General features: G+C 65.7%; 11 protein-coding genes and 2 tRNA genes. 5 read left to right on the forward strand and 8 right to left on the reverse strand.

Annotated features, from left to right (window positions below):
* Positions 1–4: 4 nt before the first annotated feature.
* The 4 genes from ACE3P2_RS14240 to parC all read left to right on the forward strand — a co-directional run bounded on the left by ACE3P2_RS14240 (position 5) and on the right by parC (position 5,031).
* Positions 5–208 (forward strand): YbdD/YjiX family protein, encoded by a 204-nt coding sequence (locus tag ACE3P2_RS14240; RefSeq protein ID WP_374265581.1) that lies wholly within the window; start codon positions 5–7, stop codon positions 206–208.
* Between the two features lie 173 nt (positions 209–381).
* A complete protein-coding gene (locus ACE3P2_RS14245) occupies positions 382–1,419 on the forward strand; it encodes a GTP-binding protein (protein ID WP_374265583.1) in 1,038 nt (345 codons plus the stop codon).
* Between the two features lie 96 nt (positions 1,420–1,515).
* On the forward strand, positions 1,516–2,484 hold the full coding sequence (locus ACE3P2_RS14250; RefSeq protein WP_374265585.1) for a toll/interleukin-1 receptor domain-containing protein: 969 nt from the start codon (positions 1,516–1,518) through the stop codon (positions 2,482–2,484).
* 183 nt (positions 2,485–2,667) lie between these two features.
* On the forward strand, positions 2,668–5,031 hold the full coding sequence (gene parC, locus ACE3P2_RS14255) for a DNA topoisomerase IV subunit A (RefSeq protein ID WP_374265587.1): 2,364 nt from the start codon (positions 2,668–2,670) through the stop codon (positions 5,029–5,031).
* 89 nt (positions 5,032–5,120) lie between these two features.
* Here parC and ACE3P2_RS14260 read toward each other — a convergent pair whose 3' ends face one another.
* Positions 5,121–6,788 (reverse strand): ATP-binding protein, encoded by a 1,668-nt coding sequence (locus ACE3P2_RS14260; protein ID WP_374265589.1) that lies wholly within the window; start codon positions 6,786–6,788, stop codon positions 5,121–5,123.
* An 87-nt stretch (positions 6,789–6,875) separates the two neighbouring features.
* Positions 6,876–7,046, reverse strand: a complete 171-nt coding sequence (locus ACE3P2_RS14265) for a hypothetical protein (RefSeq protein ID WP_374265591.1) — start codon at positions 7,044–7,046, stop codon at positions 6,876–6,878.
* A 112-nt stretch (positions 7,047–7,158) separates the two neighbouring features.
* Between ACE3P2_RS14265 and ACE3P2_RS14270 the strand changes: the two genes are divergently transcribed.
* Positions 7,159–10,038 carry an EAL domain-containing protein gene (locus tag ACE3P2_RS14270; RefSeq protein ID WP_374265593.1) on the forward strand — a complete coding sequence of 960 codons (2,880 nt, stop codon included), beginning with the start codon at positions 7,159–7,161 and terminating at the stop codon, positions 10,036–10,038.
* 66 nt (positions 10,039–10,104) lie between these two features.
* Here ACE3P2_RS14270 and ACE3P2_RS14275 read toward each other — a convergent pair whose 3' ends face one another.
* The 6 genes from ACE3P2_RS14275 to ACE3P2_RS14300 all read right to left on the reverse strand — a co-directional run bounded on the left by ACE3P2_RS14275 (position 10,105) and on the right by ACE3P2_RS14300 (position 15,487).
* Positions 10,105–11,286 carry an acetylornithine transaminase gene (locus ACE3P2_RS14275; protein ID WP_374265595.1) on the reverse strand — a complete coding sequence of 394 codons (1,182 nt, stop codon included), beginning with the start codon at positions 11,284–11,286 and terminating at the stop codon, positions 10,105–10,107.
* Positions 11,287–11,422: 136 nt separating this feature from the next.
* On the reverse strand, positions 11,423–12,823 hold the full coding sequence (locus ACE3P2_RS14280; protein ID WP_374265597.1) for an MFS transporter: 1,401 nt from the start codon (positions 12,821–12,823) through the stop codon (positions 11,423–11,425).
* Between the two features lie 146 nt (positions 12,824–12,969).
* On the reverse strand, positions 12,970–14,874 hold the full coding sequence (locus ACE3P2_RS14285; protein ID WP_374265599.1) for a SurA N-terminal domain-containing protein: 1,905 nt from the start codon (positions 14,872–14,874) through the stop codon (positions 12,970–12,972).
* Between the two features lie 127 nt (positions 14,875–15,001).
* A tRNA-Asp gene (locus ACE3P2_RS14290) sits at positions 15,002–15,078 on the reverse strand.
* A 25-nt stretch (positions 15,079–15,103) separates the two neighbouring features.
* Positions 15,104–15,179 (reverse strand) — tRNA-Val (locus ACE3P2_RS14295).
* A gap of 35 nt (positions 15,180–15,214) precedes the next feature.
* Positions 15,215–15,487 carry an HU family DNA-binding protein gene (locus ACE3P2_RS14300; RefSeq protein ID WP_374265601.1) on the reverse strand — a complete coding sequence of 91 codons (273 nt, stop codon included), beginning with the start codon at positions 15,485–15,487 and terminating at the stop codon, positions 15,215–15,217.
* Positions 15,488–15,785: the final 298 nt, after the last annotated feature.

Genomic DNA, 15,785 nt, shown 5'->3' on the forward strand with positions numbered 1-15,785 from the left:
CCACGTGTTTTCCGATCTCGCCCGCATGGGCAAGTACCTCGGACAGGCCGCCCGCCTGATGGTGGGCGTGCCCGACTACGACACCTACGTCCAGCACATGCGCCTCACTCACCCCGACCAGCCGGTGATGAGCTACGAGGCCTTCTTCCGGGAACGCCAGGAGGCCCGTTACGGCGGCGCCGACGGGCGCCCCGGGCGCTGCTGCTGACGGCCACGACCCGATTCGGCCACCCTGCGACGGGCGAATGTCCCGACCCGTCGCTCCACGGGCCATCCGCCGCCTCCGCCCTGCCGAATCGTGGCGGCGGCATGTCCTCACCCGCATGTAGAATGCCCGGCCCCGCCCGCCGCCGGGGCCCTCCTCGCCTCATCTGAACGACCATGACCAATCCCCTCGCCATTCCCCGTCCGCCGATCCGCGCGACGATCCTGACCGGCTTCCTCGGGGCCGGCAAGACGACCCTGCTCAACCGCTACCTCGCCAGCCAGCCGGCGCGGCGCGTGGCGGTGCTCGAGAACGAGTTCGGTGCCGTGGGCATCGACGGCGGCCTGATCGCCGGCAGCCCGGCGGTGGAAGTGGTGGAACTGACCGATGGCTGCATCTGCTGCAGCGTGCGCGGCGAACTGTCCATCGCGCTGACCGACCTGGCCGACCGCCGCGCCCGTGGCGAACTGGACTTCGACCACCTGGTGCTCGAGACCACCGGCCTCGCCGACCCGGCCCCCGTTGCCCAGGCCTTCTTCGTGGACGAGGGCGTACGCGACCGCTACGAGCTCGACGGCATCCTCACCGTGGTGGATGCCCTCCACGCCCCGCGCCAGCTCGACGAGCACCGCGTCGCCGCCGCCCAGATCGGCTTTGCCGACCGGGTGCTGCTGACCAAGACCGACGGCGTCGGCGACGACGCCCTGGACGCCCTGCGCAGCCGCCTCGCGCGCATCAACCTGCGCGCCCCGATCATCGACGTTCCGCAAGATGCCGCCGAGGTGGCCGCGCTCTTCGCCCTCGACGCCTTCGTGCTCAACGACGTGCTGGAGACCACGCCGGGCTTCCTGGCGGCCGCCAATCCGTCCGGCCTCAATCGCGGCGGCGGCCGTCACCGCAGCTTCGTGCGCCACGACGACGACATCGCCTCCCTGGTGCTTCACCACCCCGGCGCTGTGGACGTGGGCCTGATGGGCGGCTTCGTCGAGGAGCTGCTGCTGAAAAGCGGTAACGACATGCTGCGTTACAAGGGCGTGCTCGCGGTACGCGGCGAGACGCGCCGCCTCGTCTTCCAGGGGGTGCACCGCATCACCGGCTTCGACTACGGCCGCGAATGGGCGCCCGGTGAAACCCGCGACACCACCATCGTCATCATCGGCCGCCGCCTCGACGAAGCCGCCATCCGCGCCACCTTCCAGCTGGCCTGCCGCTGAGGCAGGACGCCGGCGTCGATTCCGGACGCATGATCGGGGCGGCGGCCGGACGAATTCCGGTCTAACTTGAAAGGGTCGCCAGGGAGGAGACAGGCCATGCCGGTGTTCATCAGCCACTCGTTCGAGAACAAGCCCGAGTTCAACAACGTCGTCGCCTTTCTCGGCTATTGCGGCGTCGATTACTGGAATCCCGCCGAGATCAAGCCCGGCGCGTCGCTGCGGGAACAATTGCGCGCCGCGGTGGGCAACTGCCAGGCCTGCATCTTCATCGCCACCCGGCATGCCGTCGCGTCGAGCTGGTGCGGGTCCGAGCTGGGTGCCTTCTGGGGCGCCGGCAAGCCGATCATCGTGTACCTGGCAGAATCTTCCCTGCCCGAAGCGGAGTTGCCCTCCATCGTCCAGGGCGACGTGTGGGAGCGCGAGATTCCCAAGGTGTGCGCCCGCGCGAAGGAGCTCGTCAGCGCCCCCGAAAACCCCACGGCGGCGGTCGCCGAGCGGGACGGCACGGTGGGTCACCTCAGCATCGAACAACTGCAGAAGATCATCGTCGGCGCGGTCTCGCTGGCCGCAGCGGAGTTCAAGGAGCGCCAGCCGCCCCGCGACTTCGACGAACTGCAGAACGCCGCCACCGGCGTTGCGGGCAAGGTTCTGGCCGGATTCCAGGTCGCCGAATCCCTGACCACGTCCGACAGTGGCGATGCGCACGCCCGCATCCTGTGGGTGGACGATCGCCCGGACAACAACATCTACGAGCGCAAGACGATGGAAGCGATGGGGTTCAGCTTCGTCCTCGCCCGCTCCACCGCCGAAGCGCTCGCCGCACTGGCGGCCGGCGACTTTGCCGCGATCATCTCGGACATGGGCCGCAAGGAAGGACCGAAGGAAGGCTACGTGCTGCTCGAAGCCGTACGAGCCACCGACCAGCGCACGCCCTTCTTCATCTACGCCAGCTCCCGCGCGCCCGAGCATCGACGGGAGGCCGCCCTGCGCGGCGCCCAGGGCGCCACCAACCTCGCCGCCGAACTGGTCGAGATGGTGGTCCACGGGGTGCGTCGCAGCGCCTGATCAGCCCCGCCGCCGCCCGCCACGCGGCGCCCCGCCGGGCTGACGGCGGGGCGGGCCGGCTCGGCGCGTGGCCCTGCGCCTGAAATAGGGTTCCCGTCGATGGTTTCGCCCTTTGTGCAGGCGTCGTCTGTGGTATTTTTGCCGCCGTTTCTCGCAACCCCCGTCGCGCCTCGGCGCCGCACCATGAACGACACTCCGGATCTCTTCGACACCCCGCCCGACGCGCCCGCTTCCGGCGGTGGCGAGCCGCCCGCGCCGCCGTCCGCACCGCTGCTCGGCAGCGACGACACCCTGCCCCTCGATCTGTACGCCGAGCGCGCCTATCTCGCCTACGCCATGAGCGTCGTGAAGGCCCGTGCCCTGCCGCAGGTGGAGGACGGCCTCAAGCCCGTGCAGCGCCGCATCCTCTACGCGATGAACGAGATGCGCCTCGCGCCGGGGAGCAAGCACGTCAAATCGGCCCGCGTGGTGGGCGACGTGATCGGCAAGTACCACCCCCACGGCGACTCCAGCGTGTATGACGCGATGGTCCGGGTGGCGCAGGATTTCTCGCTGCGCTATCCGTTGGTCGATGGCCAGGGCAACTTCGGCTCCCGCGATGGCGACTCGGCCGCGGCAATGCGCTACACCGAATGCCGCCTGACCCCAATCGCCGAGCTACTGCTCTCGGAGATCGACCGCGGCACCGTCGATTTCCGCCCCAACTACGACGGCGCCTTCGAGGAACCGCAGCTGCTGCCGGCCCGCCTGCCCTTCGTGCTGCTCAACGGCGCCTCCGGCATCGCGGTGGGCATGGCCACCGAGATTCCGTCGCATAACCTGCGCGAAGTGGCCGACGCGGCGATTCAAGCCATCGAGCACCCGGCCGCCACCGTCGCCGACCTGATGACCCACATCAAGGGGCCGGACTATCCCGGCGGCGGCCAGATCATCTCGCCGGCGGCCGACATCCGCAGCGCCTACGAGACCGGCCGCGGCAGCCTCAAGCTGCGCGCCCGCTGGGTGGTCGAGGACCTCGCCCGTGGCCAGTGGCAGCTCGTCGTCACCGAACTGCCGCCGGGCGTGTCGGCCCAGAAGGTGCTGTTCGAGGTCGAAACCCTCACCAACCCGCAGCCCAAGACCGGCAAGAAATCCATCGACGCCGACCAGGCCCAGCTCAAGGCGCTGATGCTCGGCGCCCTCGACCGGGTGCGCGACGAATCGGGCAAGGACGCGCCGGTGCGCCTCGTCTTCGAACCCAAGAGCCGCAACCAGGACGTGGCCGAGTTCGCCAACCTGCTGCTGTCCCACACCAGCCTCGAGACCTCGGCGTCGATCAACCTGGTGATGATCGGCCTGGACGGTCGGCCGGGCCAGAAAAGCCTCGCCGACATCCTCCACGAGTGGGGCCGCTTCCGCGTCAAGACGGTGCGCCGTCGCACCGCCCATCGCCTCGGCCAGGTGGACGACCGCATCCACATCCTCGAAGGGCGGCACACCGTCTTCCTCAACATCGACGAGGTGATCCGCATCATCCGCGAGTCGGACGACCCCAAGGCCGCGCTGATCGCCCGTTTCGATCTCTCCGACCGGCAGGCCGAGGACATCCTCGAAATCCGTCTGCGTCAGCTCGCCCGCCTTGAGGGCATCAAGATCGAACGCGAGCTGGCCGAACTGCGTGGTGAAAAGACCGAGCTCGAAGCGCTGCTCGCCGACGAGGGCAAGCTGCGCCGGCTGGTCATCAAGGAGATCCGCGCCGACGCCGCCAAGTACGGCGACGCGCGCCGCACGCTGGTCGAGGAAGCCGCCCGCGCCGGCGTTACCCAGACGGTGGTGGACGAGCCGGTGACGGTCATCGTCTCGGAAAAAGGCTGGGTACGCTGCCGCAGCGGTCACGGCGTCGATCTGGCCAACGTGGCTTTCAAGGACGGCGACCGCCTCGGCAGCGCCTTCGAGTGCCGCAGCGTGGATTCGCTGGTGGCCCTCACCGACGGCGGCCGGGCGCTGACCGTGGCGGTGTCGGTGCTGCCCGACGGGCGTGGCAACGGCGCGCCGCTGGCCTCCTTCGTCGAGCTGCCCAGCGGCGCGAAGATCGCCCATGTGCTCGCCGGCCCTGTCGACAAGCGCGTGCTGCTCGCCAGCAGCGACGGCTACGGCTTCGTCTGCAGCCTGGGCGACATGATGGCCACCAAGCGTGCCGGCAAGCAGTTCGTTAGCCTCGACGCCGGCGGGAAACTGCTTGCGCCGGTGCTTTTCGATGCGGCCGACGGGCAGCATCTGGCGGCCCTGTCGTCGGGCGGCAAGCTGCTGATCTTCACCCTCGACCAGATGAAGGCCCTCTCGGGCGGCGGCCGTGGGGTCATCATCATGGCGCTGGAGGACGGCGAAACCCTGGGCGCCACCTGCGTCGCCCGCGAACGGCTGACCCTGCTCGCCGCGACCCGCGGCGGCAAGGCGGTGGAGGTCAGCGTCGAACCCAAGGACTGGGCACCGTGGCTCGGCAAACGGGCCCGCAAGGGCAAGCCGGCGCCGGGTCGATCGCAAGCGGCCGGGTTACGCGGCGAGTAAGCCGCAGCCCATTCAGTCCCCACGCCGTCGGGCTGCGCCGCAATCCGCAGTCCGGTGGAGTGCTTGTCCTGCTAAGCGGGCTCGCCCGCTCAAGCGGTCAGGGGCAGACGCACGACGAACACGGTGCCCTGCTCCACCACCGAGCTGACGCTCACCTCGCCCCCCATCAGCTCGACCAGCTCCTTGACCAGCGCCAGCCCGAGGCCGGTGCCCTGATGACGGCGGGTGAGGAAGTTATCCACCTGCCGGAAGCGCTCGAAGACGTGGGGCAACATGTCGGCGGAAATCCCGCAGCCGCTGTCGGTCACGGCAATGACCAGCTGCGAGGCCTCGGGCGCTACGCGCACTTCGATCTGACCGTGGTCGGTGAACTTGATCGCGTTGCTCAACAGGTTGTTCACGATCTGCACCACCCGGGTGGCGTCGCAGACGAAGGTGTCGGGGAGCGCCGGCGCCAGCGTCAGCTTCAGCGCCAGCCCCTTGGCCGCCGCCGCCGCGCGGTGGGTGCGCACCGCCTTGTCGATGAGCGGTCGCAGGGGCTCGGGGTTGAGCATCAGCTCCATCTTGCCGGACTCGATCTTGGCCAGATCGAGAATCGAATTGACCAGATCGAGCAGATGGTGGCTGCTCTCGAGGATCACCCCGGCGAACTCCTTGTTCTCGTCGTCACTGGTTTCGCGCAGCAGCTCGGCGTAGCCCATGATGCCGTTGAGGGGCGTGCGCAACTCGTGGGACATGGAGGCCAGGAACTCGGATTTCATGCGGTTGGCGGATTCGGCCTTGATCTGACTCTCCCGTAGCGCCGCGGCGATCCGGAACTGGCGATCGAGCAGGCGCACCGCAATGGCGCCGAACAGCAGCACCACCACGCTGGTGGCACCGGCATACATGAAGTAACCCCGTCGCCGGTCGCGGAATTCGGTCATCGCCACGTCCTCGGCGACGCCGACGGTGACGATGAGCGGATATTCGGTCAGTGCGCGGTAGCTGTAGAGCCGCGTGATCCCGTCCGAAACGCTGGTGGTGTGAAAGCTCCCGGTCGGTCGCTCGGCCACGCTCGGCAGCAGCGGCCCGTTGCTGATGTTCTGACCGACCTTGCTGTCGTCTCCCGCCCGCCGCGCCCGCACGATGCCGTCGCGCCCGATCAGCGACACCACGCTGCCCTTGCCCAGATCGACGCCGCTATAGAAATCGGAGAAATAGAACGGGTCGACCGAGATCACCACGACGCCCCCAAAACTGCCGTCGGGCTTGTTGATTCGCCGGGTCATCTGGATCGACCATTTCCCCGAGGCCCGGCCCAGCACCGGCTTGCTGATGAAGAGCTGGTTGGTGTCCTTCTCGACATGAACACGGAAATGCTCCCGATCGGACAAATCCATCTGCTTGTGGTTGGGCAAGTTGCTCAGGATGTAGATGCCCCGCTCGTCGATGACGCCGAGCTGGTTGAAGATGCTGCTGATGATCATCCCCTCGCGCACGTACTCGGCGATGTTCACTTTGTCGCCGTACTTTTCGTACTGGAACTTGAGGAACAGTACCGCCTGGTCGACGCTCTTGAGGGTGCGGATCGTGTGCTCCTCGAAGGCGCGCGCGAGATTGAGGTTATCGGTGTAGATCGAGCGGACCACCATTTTTTCCTCGGCGTCCGACTTGTAGAGCACGGCCCCCCAGATCAGCGCGATCAGGAAGGCCATCACCGCGAAGATCGGCAGCAGGATGCGACGGCGCTCGGGGAGCGGGAGCGTGGGGTTCATGGCTGGCAGACTCGTTGTCATGGTTATGGACGCCGGCTACGGGCGTCGGCCTGTTAACGTCGGTGGACCGACAGCCCTTGAGGGCAATCAGCCCGCACGCGCCTTGAGCATGTAGCAAAACAGCCGTCCCTGCTCGATGGCGTCATCGAGGGCCACGTGGGTGTGGGGCTGCGGATCGAACCACGCTGGCGGCATCGCGGCCTTGCCGCTGGCCCGGTAAGGCGTGCCGAGCAGCGCCTTCGTGCGGGAATATTGCACACTCCGGCACTTTAGACACGGGGATCGGTGCCGTTAATCTGCGCTGGACGCCGACGCTAGAGCGGCGCTTTTGCCCCAAGAAAAAAATCGTCCCCCCCCAACGCCCCCTTCCATGAAGATTTACGTCACCGATCGCAATCTGCCGCGCCTGCATCTGGCGGGGACCATGATCGTCGTGATCGTGCTGGCGCTGGTGCTCGGGGCGAGTTTCCTGCTGATCGGCGCGTCCGAACACCAGCGCATCTTCGACCGCCTCGAGCATAATTTCTCGGTCAAGCGCCAGGAGCGCCTTTCCGCCGAAATGGCGGCAGCCATCGGCTACCTGGATTTCGTTCATTCGCGCACCGAGTCCGTCCTCCGGAAGGCGCTGCGCGAGCGGGTCGAGACCGCCATCCAGACCGCCGAGGCGATCTACGCGCGCGAACACGGCCGCCACACCGAAGCCGAGGTCAAACGCCTGATCATCGAGGCGCTGCGGCCCCAGCGCTTCTTCGACGAAGGCGCAGGCTACTTCTTCATCGACGACATGGAGGGGCGCTGCGTCCTGCTGCCGATCGCGCCCCAGCGCGAAGGCCAGTCGTTGTGGGACAACCGGGACGACACCGGCCACTACATCATGCGCGGGCTTGTCGCAACGGTTCGCGAAGGCGGCGGCGAAGGCTTTTCCGCCTACCGCTGGTACGCCCCCGACCAACCGGCCGAAATGGCCGACAAGCTCGCCTTCGTGAAGGTCTTCAAACCCTACAACTGGATCATCGGCACGGGCGACTACCTGCATCGCTGGCAGCAGGCGCAGCTGAAGGAGGGCCTGGAGCGCCTGCGCGCCTGGAAGTTCGGCGAGACCGGCCGCTTCGGTGTGATGAGCCTCGACGGGCGCCTGCTCCTGCAGGCCCAGTGGCCCGAGCACGAAGGTCAGCATTACCGAACCGTCGGCTCGGACGACGTCAGGCGCGTGCGCGGCGAATTGCTCGAACTGGGCCGGCGTGGCGGCGGCGTGCTCGAATACCCCTGGCTGCGCCGCGGCACCGACACCGTCAGCAAACGCATGTCCTACGTCCAACCCTATCGCCCGTGGAACATCGTGGTCGTCGCATCGGTGTTCGAGCAGGAGATGCAGGCCGCCGTGACCGCCGAGCGCGACGAGACGATGCGCTCGCTGTCGGCCCACGTCCCAGCGATCTTGCTGGCCGCGGCCGCTGCCTTCACCCTGGCGATCGTCGCATCGTTCTTCTTCTCGCGCTGGATGGGCCGCCAGTTGCGCGCCTACAAGCACCATATCGACGCCCACGCCGAAACGCTCGAACGCCAGGCCGACGAACTGCACCTGGCCGCCCGGGTTTTCGAGACGAGCAAGGAAGGCATCATCATCACCGATGCCAGGGCCAACATCCTGGCGGTCAATCCGTCGTTCTGCCAGATCACCGGCTACGCCGCCGAGGACGTCATCGGCAAGTCGCCCAGGCTGCTCGCCTCCCACCGCCACGACGCCGAGTTCTACCGCAGCATGTGGCAGTCGATCAACGACACCGGCACGTGGAGCGGCGAGATCTGGAACCGCCGCGTTGACGGCCACGTTTATCCCGAGCTGCTCAACATCTCCAGCGTGCGCAACGCGGCCGGGGCCGTGCTGCATTACATCGGCACCTTCCTCGACATCTCTGAGCGCAAGGAAGCCGAAGAACGCATCCGTCAGCTGGTCGAATTCGACCTGCTGACCCGCCTGCCCAACCGTGCCCTGCTCAACGACCGGCTCACCCAGGCCATCGCTGCCGCAGAGCGCGAGGGCAAACGGGTGGCCGTGCTGGTCATCGACATGGACCGCTTCAAGACGGTCAATGACTCCCTCGGCCACGCCACGGGCGACGAGATCCTGCAGGAAGTGGCCGCCCGCCTGCGCCGTCTGGTGCGCCAGAGCGACACCGTGAGCCGGCTCGGCGGCGACGAGTTCGCGCTCGTACTGACCGGCCTTGAGCAGCCCGCCCAGGCCCTGCCGGTGATCCGCAAGGTCATCAGCACCCTGTCCGAACCGTATCTGGTTCGGGAGCACGATTTCCGCATCACCCCCAGCATCGGCATCGCCCTTTACCCGGACAACGGCGCCGACACCGAAACCCTGCTCAAGAACGCCGACGCGGCGATGTATCACGCCAAGAATCTGGGCCGCAACAATTTCCAGTTCTTCACCACCGATTTCAACCAGTGGGCCAACGACCGCCTGCGCATCGAGAACGGCCTGCGCCACGCCCTGGACCGCAGCGAGCTGGTACTGCACTACCAGCCCCAGTTCAACCTCGCCAGCCAGCGCATCGTCGGTTGCGAGGTGCTGCTGCGCTGGCAGCCCGCCGGCGAGGCGCTGATGCCGCCGGACCGCTTCATCCCGGTGGCCGAGGATACCGGCCTGATCGTGCCGATCGGAGCCTGGGTGCTCGATGAGGCCTGTCGGCAGCTCGCCGCCTGGGATGCCGAGGGCGCCGCCCCGATCCGCATGGCCGTGAACGTGGCCGTGCCCCAGCTGCGCCAGCCCGACTTCGTCGCCAACGTGCGCGCCACCCTGCAACGCCACGGCCTCAGCTCCGATCGGCTGGAGATCGAAGTCACCGAAAGCGTGCTGCTCGACCGCGACGAGCGCATCGCGCGCACCCTCGAAGGCCTCGTCGAGCTCGGGATCATGCTGTCGCTCGACGACTTCGGCACCGGCTACGCCAGTTTGTCCTACCTGCGCAATTTCCGCTTCGACGTGCTGAAGATCGACCGTTCCTTCGTGTCGGAGCTGCATCGCAATCGCGACGACATCACCCTTATCCGCGCGATCATCAGCATCGCCCGCGACATGTCGCTGCTGACCATCGCCGAAGGCATCGAGTCGGCCGAGCAGTGCGCGATCCTCACCGAGCTGGGCTGCGGTGTCGGCCAGGGCTATCACTTCTCCCGGCCGGTGCCGGCCATCGAGATGGGCGCCATGATCGTGAACCGGGCGGGCGACCCGGCCTGACCCCAGGGACGAAAAAAAGGCGCCACGAATGGCGCCTTTTGAGGTGTTGCGGCCGCCGTCGACGGCTTACTTCTTCAGCAGCGTATCGAGCGCCTCGATCATCATGTCGATCTCCGCCTCGCTCACGTTGAGTGCCGGCATGAAACGCAGCAGGTTGGGACGCGGCGCGTTGAGCAGCAGCCCCTGCGGCGACATCTCCAGCGCAGCCTTGACGATGGCCGGACCGCGCTCGTCGTCGAGGATCAGCGCACGCAGCAGGCCGACGCCCCGCTCGCCCTTGAGGCCATGCTTCTCCGACAGTTCGAGCAGACGCCGTGCAAGGTATTCGCCACGGCCACGCACCGACGCCAGGAAGCCGGCCGACGTCAGCTTCTTCATCACCGCAACGCCCACCGCCGTCATCAGCGGATTGCCGTTGTAGGTGCCGCCCTGCTCGCCGGCTTCAAAACAGGCGACCGCTTCGGTCGCCAGCAGTGCGGCCAGCGGCACGCCGCCGCCGATGCCCTTGCCGAGGGTCATGATGTCCGGCTCGATGCCCGACTGCTCGTAGGCGAACAGGGTACCCGTCCGGCCCATGCCGGCCTGCACCTCATCGACGATGAGCAGGATCCCCCGCTCGCGGGTGAGCGTGCGCAGCGCCTGCATGAAGGCGGGCGAAGCCGGAATCACGCCGCCCTCGCCCTGCACCGGCTCCAGCATCACCGCGACGGTCTTGTCGGTGATGAGCGCCTCGACGGAGGCGATGTCGTTGAGGTCGGCTTTCGGAAAACCCGGCACCTGCGGCGCGTACATCACGTCCCAGCCCGCCTTGCCCGACGCCGACATCGTCGCCAGCGTGCGGCCGTGGAAGGAATGGTCGAAAGTGATGATCTCGTAGGCGCCGTTGCGGTGCTTCTTGCCCCACTTGCGGGCCAGCTTGATTGCACCTTCGTTGGCCTCGGCACCGGTGTTGGCGAAGAAAACGCGGTCGAACACCGAATGGGCGGTGAGCAGGCCGGCAAGCTCGACCATCGGGCCGTTATAAAAAGCCGGGCTCGGGTTGAGCAGCGTCTTCGCCTGCTTCACCAGTGCGTCGGTGATCTCCGGCGGACAGTGGCCCAGGCAATTCACCGCCCAGCCCTGGATGAAATCGAGATAACGCTTGCCGTTGTGGTCGTACAGCCAGGCACCTTCGCCGCGCTCGAACACCAGATCGGGGCGGTTGGTGATGTACATGAGGGAAGCGGTATCAAACTCTCCGTAACGCATGGGTGGCTCCAAAATTCATGAACTTCCGAGTATACGACCTCTCGGCCCCTGCTCGTCACCATCTCCGTGTTACGGCGGCGGCGTTTTTTCAGGATCGCCCCCACGCCCCCCCCAACGCGCGGCGCACCGGCGCCGATTATGGGTGCAGAGCCGTCACGTCGTCGAATAAGCGCCGACGCCGGCTCAGCACCACGCCCAGGAACGCCGCCAGCACCACACCCTCGATCAACAGCGTGCGCCCCGCGCCCAGACCGGCCGCGAGAAAACCGGCAATCAATCCACCCAGCGCATCGAAGCCGAAACGCGTGGAGGAGAAGAACGACACCACACGTCCGCGTAGACGCTCCGGCGCCATGCTCTGCAGCAGCATGTTGATCGCCACGTTGCTGATCGAAATGCCGAAGCCGACGCCCGCCATGGCCAGCATCGCCAACGGCAGACTGCCAGCCAGCGCAAAAACGATCAGCGAAACCGCGCTGGCCGCCGCTCCGCCAACGACCGTCGTCACCAACGCCCGAACCTGCCGGGTGTGCGCCAGCAGGATCGTCGCCACGAATGCACCGCAGCCGGCCGCGCCCCAGATCATGCCCAAGGTACGCGCATCGCCACCGAAAATGTCGCGGGCGAAGATCGGCAGAAGCACCGCGTAGGCCGACGCAGTAAGATTCACGACGGCGAGCGTGACGATCAGCATCCGCACCGGCCAGGTATGCCAGAGATAACCCACCCCCTCCCGGAAGACCTCGCCCATCGACCCCTTCGCCCGTGCCGGCGGGGTGCTCCGGATGCGGACCAGGCCGACGATCAGCGCCACGAAAGACAAGCCGTTGATCGCAAAACACGCCGATTCCGAGCTGATGCCCAGCAGCAATCCAGCCAGAGGCGGGCCGACAAAGCGGCTCGCGTTGAACAGCATCGCGTTGAGCGCCAGTGCGTTGGGCAGATCCTCGAGACGCCCGACGAAGCTGTTGATCAGCGACTGGCGCAGCGGCGTGTCGAAACTGTTGAGCACGCCGAGCATCAACGACATCGACACGATGAGCGGCGTCCCGACCCAGTCGAGCACGGTCAGCGCGGCCATCCCGAAAGCCTGCACGGCCAGCAGGGATTGCACGCCGATCAGCCACTTCTTCTTGTCCTGCTTGTCGATCCACGCGCCGGCGAGCGGACCGATCAGCAACTGCGGGATAAGTGCGCAAAAAGCGGTCACGCCCAGCAAGGCCGCCGAGCCCGTGAGCCGATACACCAGCCACGACAGCGCCACCTGCTGAATCCATGACCCCAGGATGGATACCGCATGCCCCAGAAAATAGAACCGGAAGTTGCGGTGCGCGAGCGCCCGCATCGAGCGGGGCCAGCGACTGACGAGCGATGGCGTGGAAGACGGATCGGAAGCGGACATGGGCGGACGGATCGGGGCGGTGCGGCGAAACGGACAGATGACGCCATCAAAGAGCGGTGCCCCCAAAAAGTAAAGCGCCGCCGCCGAGTGGTGCAACAGGCGCACACGGCTCGCTTCGTCGAGCCGTCCGCTCATGCCTTACGGTGAGCCGATTTCCCCCGCGCGGAGATGGCGCCAAATGACCAAGGGCGAATTGCCCGACTCGTTCAAGTCAGACAATCCGCCCCTGCAAGCAGACAAATCATCGAACGATTGTTGTCGAATTCGCAACAATCGCAGACTTATTTGTCCTTCGAACCCTCCAGCGCAGCCAGATTGATCTTCACGTCGTAACGCTTGCGCAGCATCGCCACGTAAGCGGCGAAATCCTGCTCCGCCAGCACCCGGCTGTACTGCTGCTTGATCGCCTTCAGACGCGGATCGTCGCCGCTGGCCGTCGGACGGGTCACCTTCTCGATCCGGAACAGCAGATAGCCAGCGCCCGGCACCTTCGCACCGGCGTAGCTCGGCAGCTTGTCACTGGGCGCACGGAACACCGCGCGCATGATCTCGGGCGGCACCCCCGGCAGGCTGCGCTGCGCCGGCTTGGCCGGCGACCACTGCAGATCCACCGCCTCACCCTTGTTGAGCTGGGCCAACTTGGCTTCACCTTCCTTCTCGGCCAGCTTGACGGCCTCCTCGGTGGTCAGCGCCTGCTCGATGGCAGCCTTTACTTCGGCGAAGGGGCGCACCGACGCCGGCTTGAACTCCAGCACGCGCGCAGCCACCATCGTGTTGTTACCCACGTCCACGGCGTTGGTGTTTCGCTTGTTCTTCACCGCGTCGTCCGAAAACAGCTCGGCGCGCAGCTTCTCGTTGTCGAACGGGGCCGGCGCCTTGCCATCGCGAGCCAGCCACTCGGTGGTCTTCAGCGGAAGCTTGAACTTGTCAGCGGTCGGTTTCAGGCTGTCGGACTGCTCATACACCGTGTTGGTGAAACCTTCGACCAGTTCGGCGAATTTCTTGCCCGCCTCACCACGCTTGAGCTCAGCGGCGATCTCCCCCTTCACTTCGTCGAACGGACGTACCTTTTCGGCCTTCACGCCAGTCAGCTTGATGATGTGGAAACCGAAATCGGATTGCACCACGTCGGAAATCTCGCCTTCCTTGCTCAGGGCGAAGGTCGTGTCCTCGAAAGCCTTGACCATCGCACCGCGCGGGAAGAAGCCGAGATCCCCGCCCTTCTCCGCCGAACCCGGATCCTGCGAATGAGCCTTGGCCAGCTTTTCGAAATCCGCCGGATTCGCGCGGACCTGCTTGAGCAGCGCTTCGGCCTTCTCGCGCGCGGCCTTGAGCGCATCGGCAGACGCCGACTTGTCGGCTTGAATCAAGATATGGCTGGCCCGGCGCTCGCCGCCCTGGCGGAATCGCTCGGGATGGGCGTCGTATTCCTTGCGCACATCCGCGTCGCTCACCGCCAGCTGCTCGGCGACGACATCCTTGCCGAGGACGACATATTCGGCACGAACCTGCGCCGGCACTTCGAACTGCTTGCGATTGCCGTCGTAGTATTTTTGCGCCGCATCATCGGCAAGCTTGACCGCCGCCGTGTACTGCGGCGCGGCGAAACGCGCCTCGCTCACCATGCGCTCTTCCAACTGCACCGAATAAATCTGCTCGGACGACCCCTGGGAAACCATCACCCCTTCGGCCACCGCGCCCAGCACCTGCTGCAGCGCCAGGTCGTGACGCAGACGCGACTCGAAGACGGCCTGGGTCATTCCCTGCGCCTTCAGCATCGCCTCGTAACGCGGCAGCGAAAAGTGGCCGTTCTCCTGGAACGCCTGGATGCCGGCGATGGTGTCCCGGATGCGATCGTCGGTCACCGCAAGGCGCATCTTGGCGGCATCCAGAGCCAGCAGACGCTGGTTGACGAGATTCTCGAGCACGGCGCGTCTCGCCTCGGGCGTTTCCATCATCGCCGGATTGAAAGTGGCACCCAAGGCCGCGCGCATCCGCTCCTGCTGTTCCCGCTGCGCCTGCTGGAACTCGGCGGGGGTGATTGGCGTACCGCCCACCGAAGCAAGTTCGTTGTCGCGGCCCATGTTGCGAACGTAGGAATCGACCCCCCAGAATGCAAACGGGAGCGTAATCATTAACAGGAATATCTGAACGATTTTCTTGTTGTTGCGTACAGCGTCGAACATTCTGGATCCTCAGTTGCTGCGAACGAAGCGGACGTTGCGCCGCCGAAAACATGCGGGGCTAAAACGAAAAAAGCCACGGGCGTGGCTTTTTTCGACTGCCATCCTATGACACAAGGCAGCATGTATGTGGCGGAGTGGACGGGACTCGAACCCGCGACCCCCGGCGTGACAGGCCGGTATTCTAACCAACTGAACTACCACTCCTGAAAACAGACTACTTGCCGCTGCATGGTGGGTGCTGACGGGGTCGAACCGCCGACATTCGCCTTGTAAGGGCGACGCTCTACCAACTGAGCTAAGCACCCACTTTTCCTGCAAATCTCGCAAGAGCAATAGCCAATTAGTTTAGCGCATCCTTCAATGCTTTTCCAGGTCTAAATTTAGGGATCCTAGCGGACTTGATCTTGATGCTCGCGCCAGTCCTGGGGTTGCGTCCCGTCCTCGCCGCACGTTTGCCGACATGAAACGTACCGAAGCCAACCAGCGTGACGCTCCCACCTGTCTTGAGCGCCTGTTTGACGGCAGAGATCGCCGCATCGAGAACGCGGCCTGCGGTTGCCTTGGGAATGTCGGCATCTGCAGCAATTTGATCGATCAGTTCGGATTTATTCATACCAGCCCCCTCTTTATGAAATGAACAAACAGGAAACTCCGACATCAATTGCTGGCGCGATGCGCAACCGCCGCGCGAACGCCCATTTCGTGGCAGTCATATAACTCGCGAAAAAACGCGATGTCAAGCGACAAACCCCGCACTCCGGTAACTGAAAGTAAGCCCCCGGCCAACCCATCTTCCTCCATCCTCTTAGCTCGCTAACCATAGTGTCCACTACGCATTAGAAGTGGACACTTCCATGACCCTCACCCCGCCCCGCCGTACCCGTCGGACCCACTCTGAGGCATTCAAACAG

The sequence above is a fragment of the Zoogloea sp. genome (assembly GCF_041911615.1).
In the GTDB taxonomy this organism is placed as follows: Bacteria; Pseudomonadota; Gammaproteobacteria; order Burkholderiales; family Rhodocyclaceae; genus Zoogloea.

Coding starts and splice junctions, on each gene's coding strand:
- ACE3P2_RS14260 (WP_374265589.1), bottom strand. CDS start 6,788: ATGAACCCCACGCTCCCGCTCCCCGAGCGCCGTCGCATCCTGCTGCCG.
- ACE3P2_RS14270 (WP_374265593.1), top strand. CDS start 7,159: ATGAAGATTTACGTCACCGATCGCAATCTGCCGCGCCTGCATCTGGCG.
- ACE3P2_RS14285 (WP_374265599.1), bottom strand. CDS start 14,874: ATGTTCGACGCTGTACGCAACAACAAGAAAATCGTTCAGATATTCCTG.
- ACE3P2_RS14300 (WP_374265601.1), bottom strand. CDS start 15,487: ATGAATAAATCCGAACTGATCGATCAAATTGCTGCAGATGCCGACATT.
- parC (WP_374265587.1), top strand. CDS start 2,668: ATGAACGACACTCCGGATCTCTTCGACACCCCGCCCGACGCGCCCGCT.
- ACE3P2_RS14245 (WP_374265583.1), top strand. CDS start 382: ATGACCAATCCCCTCGCCATTCCCCGTCCGCCGATCCGCGCGACGATC.
- ACE3P2_RS14250 (WP_374265585.1), top strand. CDS start 1,516: ATGCCGGTGTTCATCAGCCACTCGTTCGAGAACAAGCCCGAGTTCAAC.
- ACE3P2_RS14275 (WP_374265595.1), bottom strand. CDS start 11,286: ATGCGTTACGGAGAGTTTGATACCGCTTCCCTCATGTACATCACCAAC.
- ACE3P2_RS14280 (WP_374265597.1), bottom strand. CDS start 12,823: ATGAGCGGACGGCTCGACGAAGCGAGCCGTGTGCGCCTGTTGCACCAC.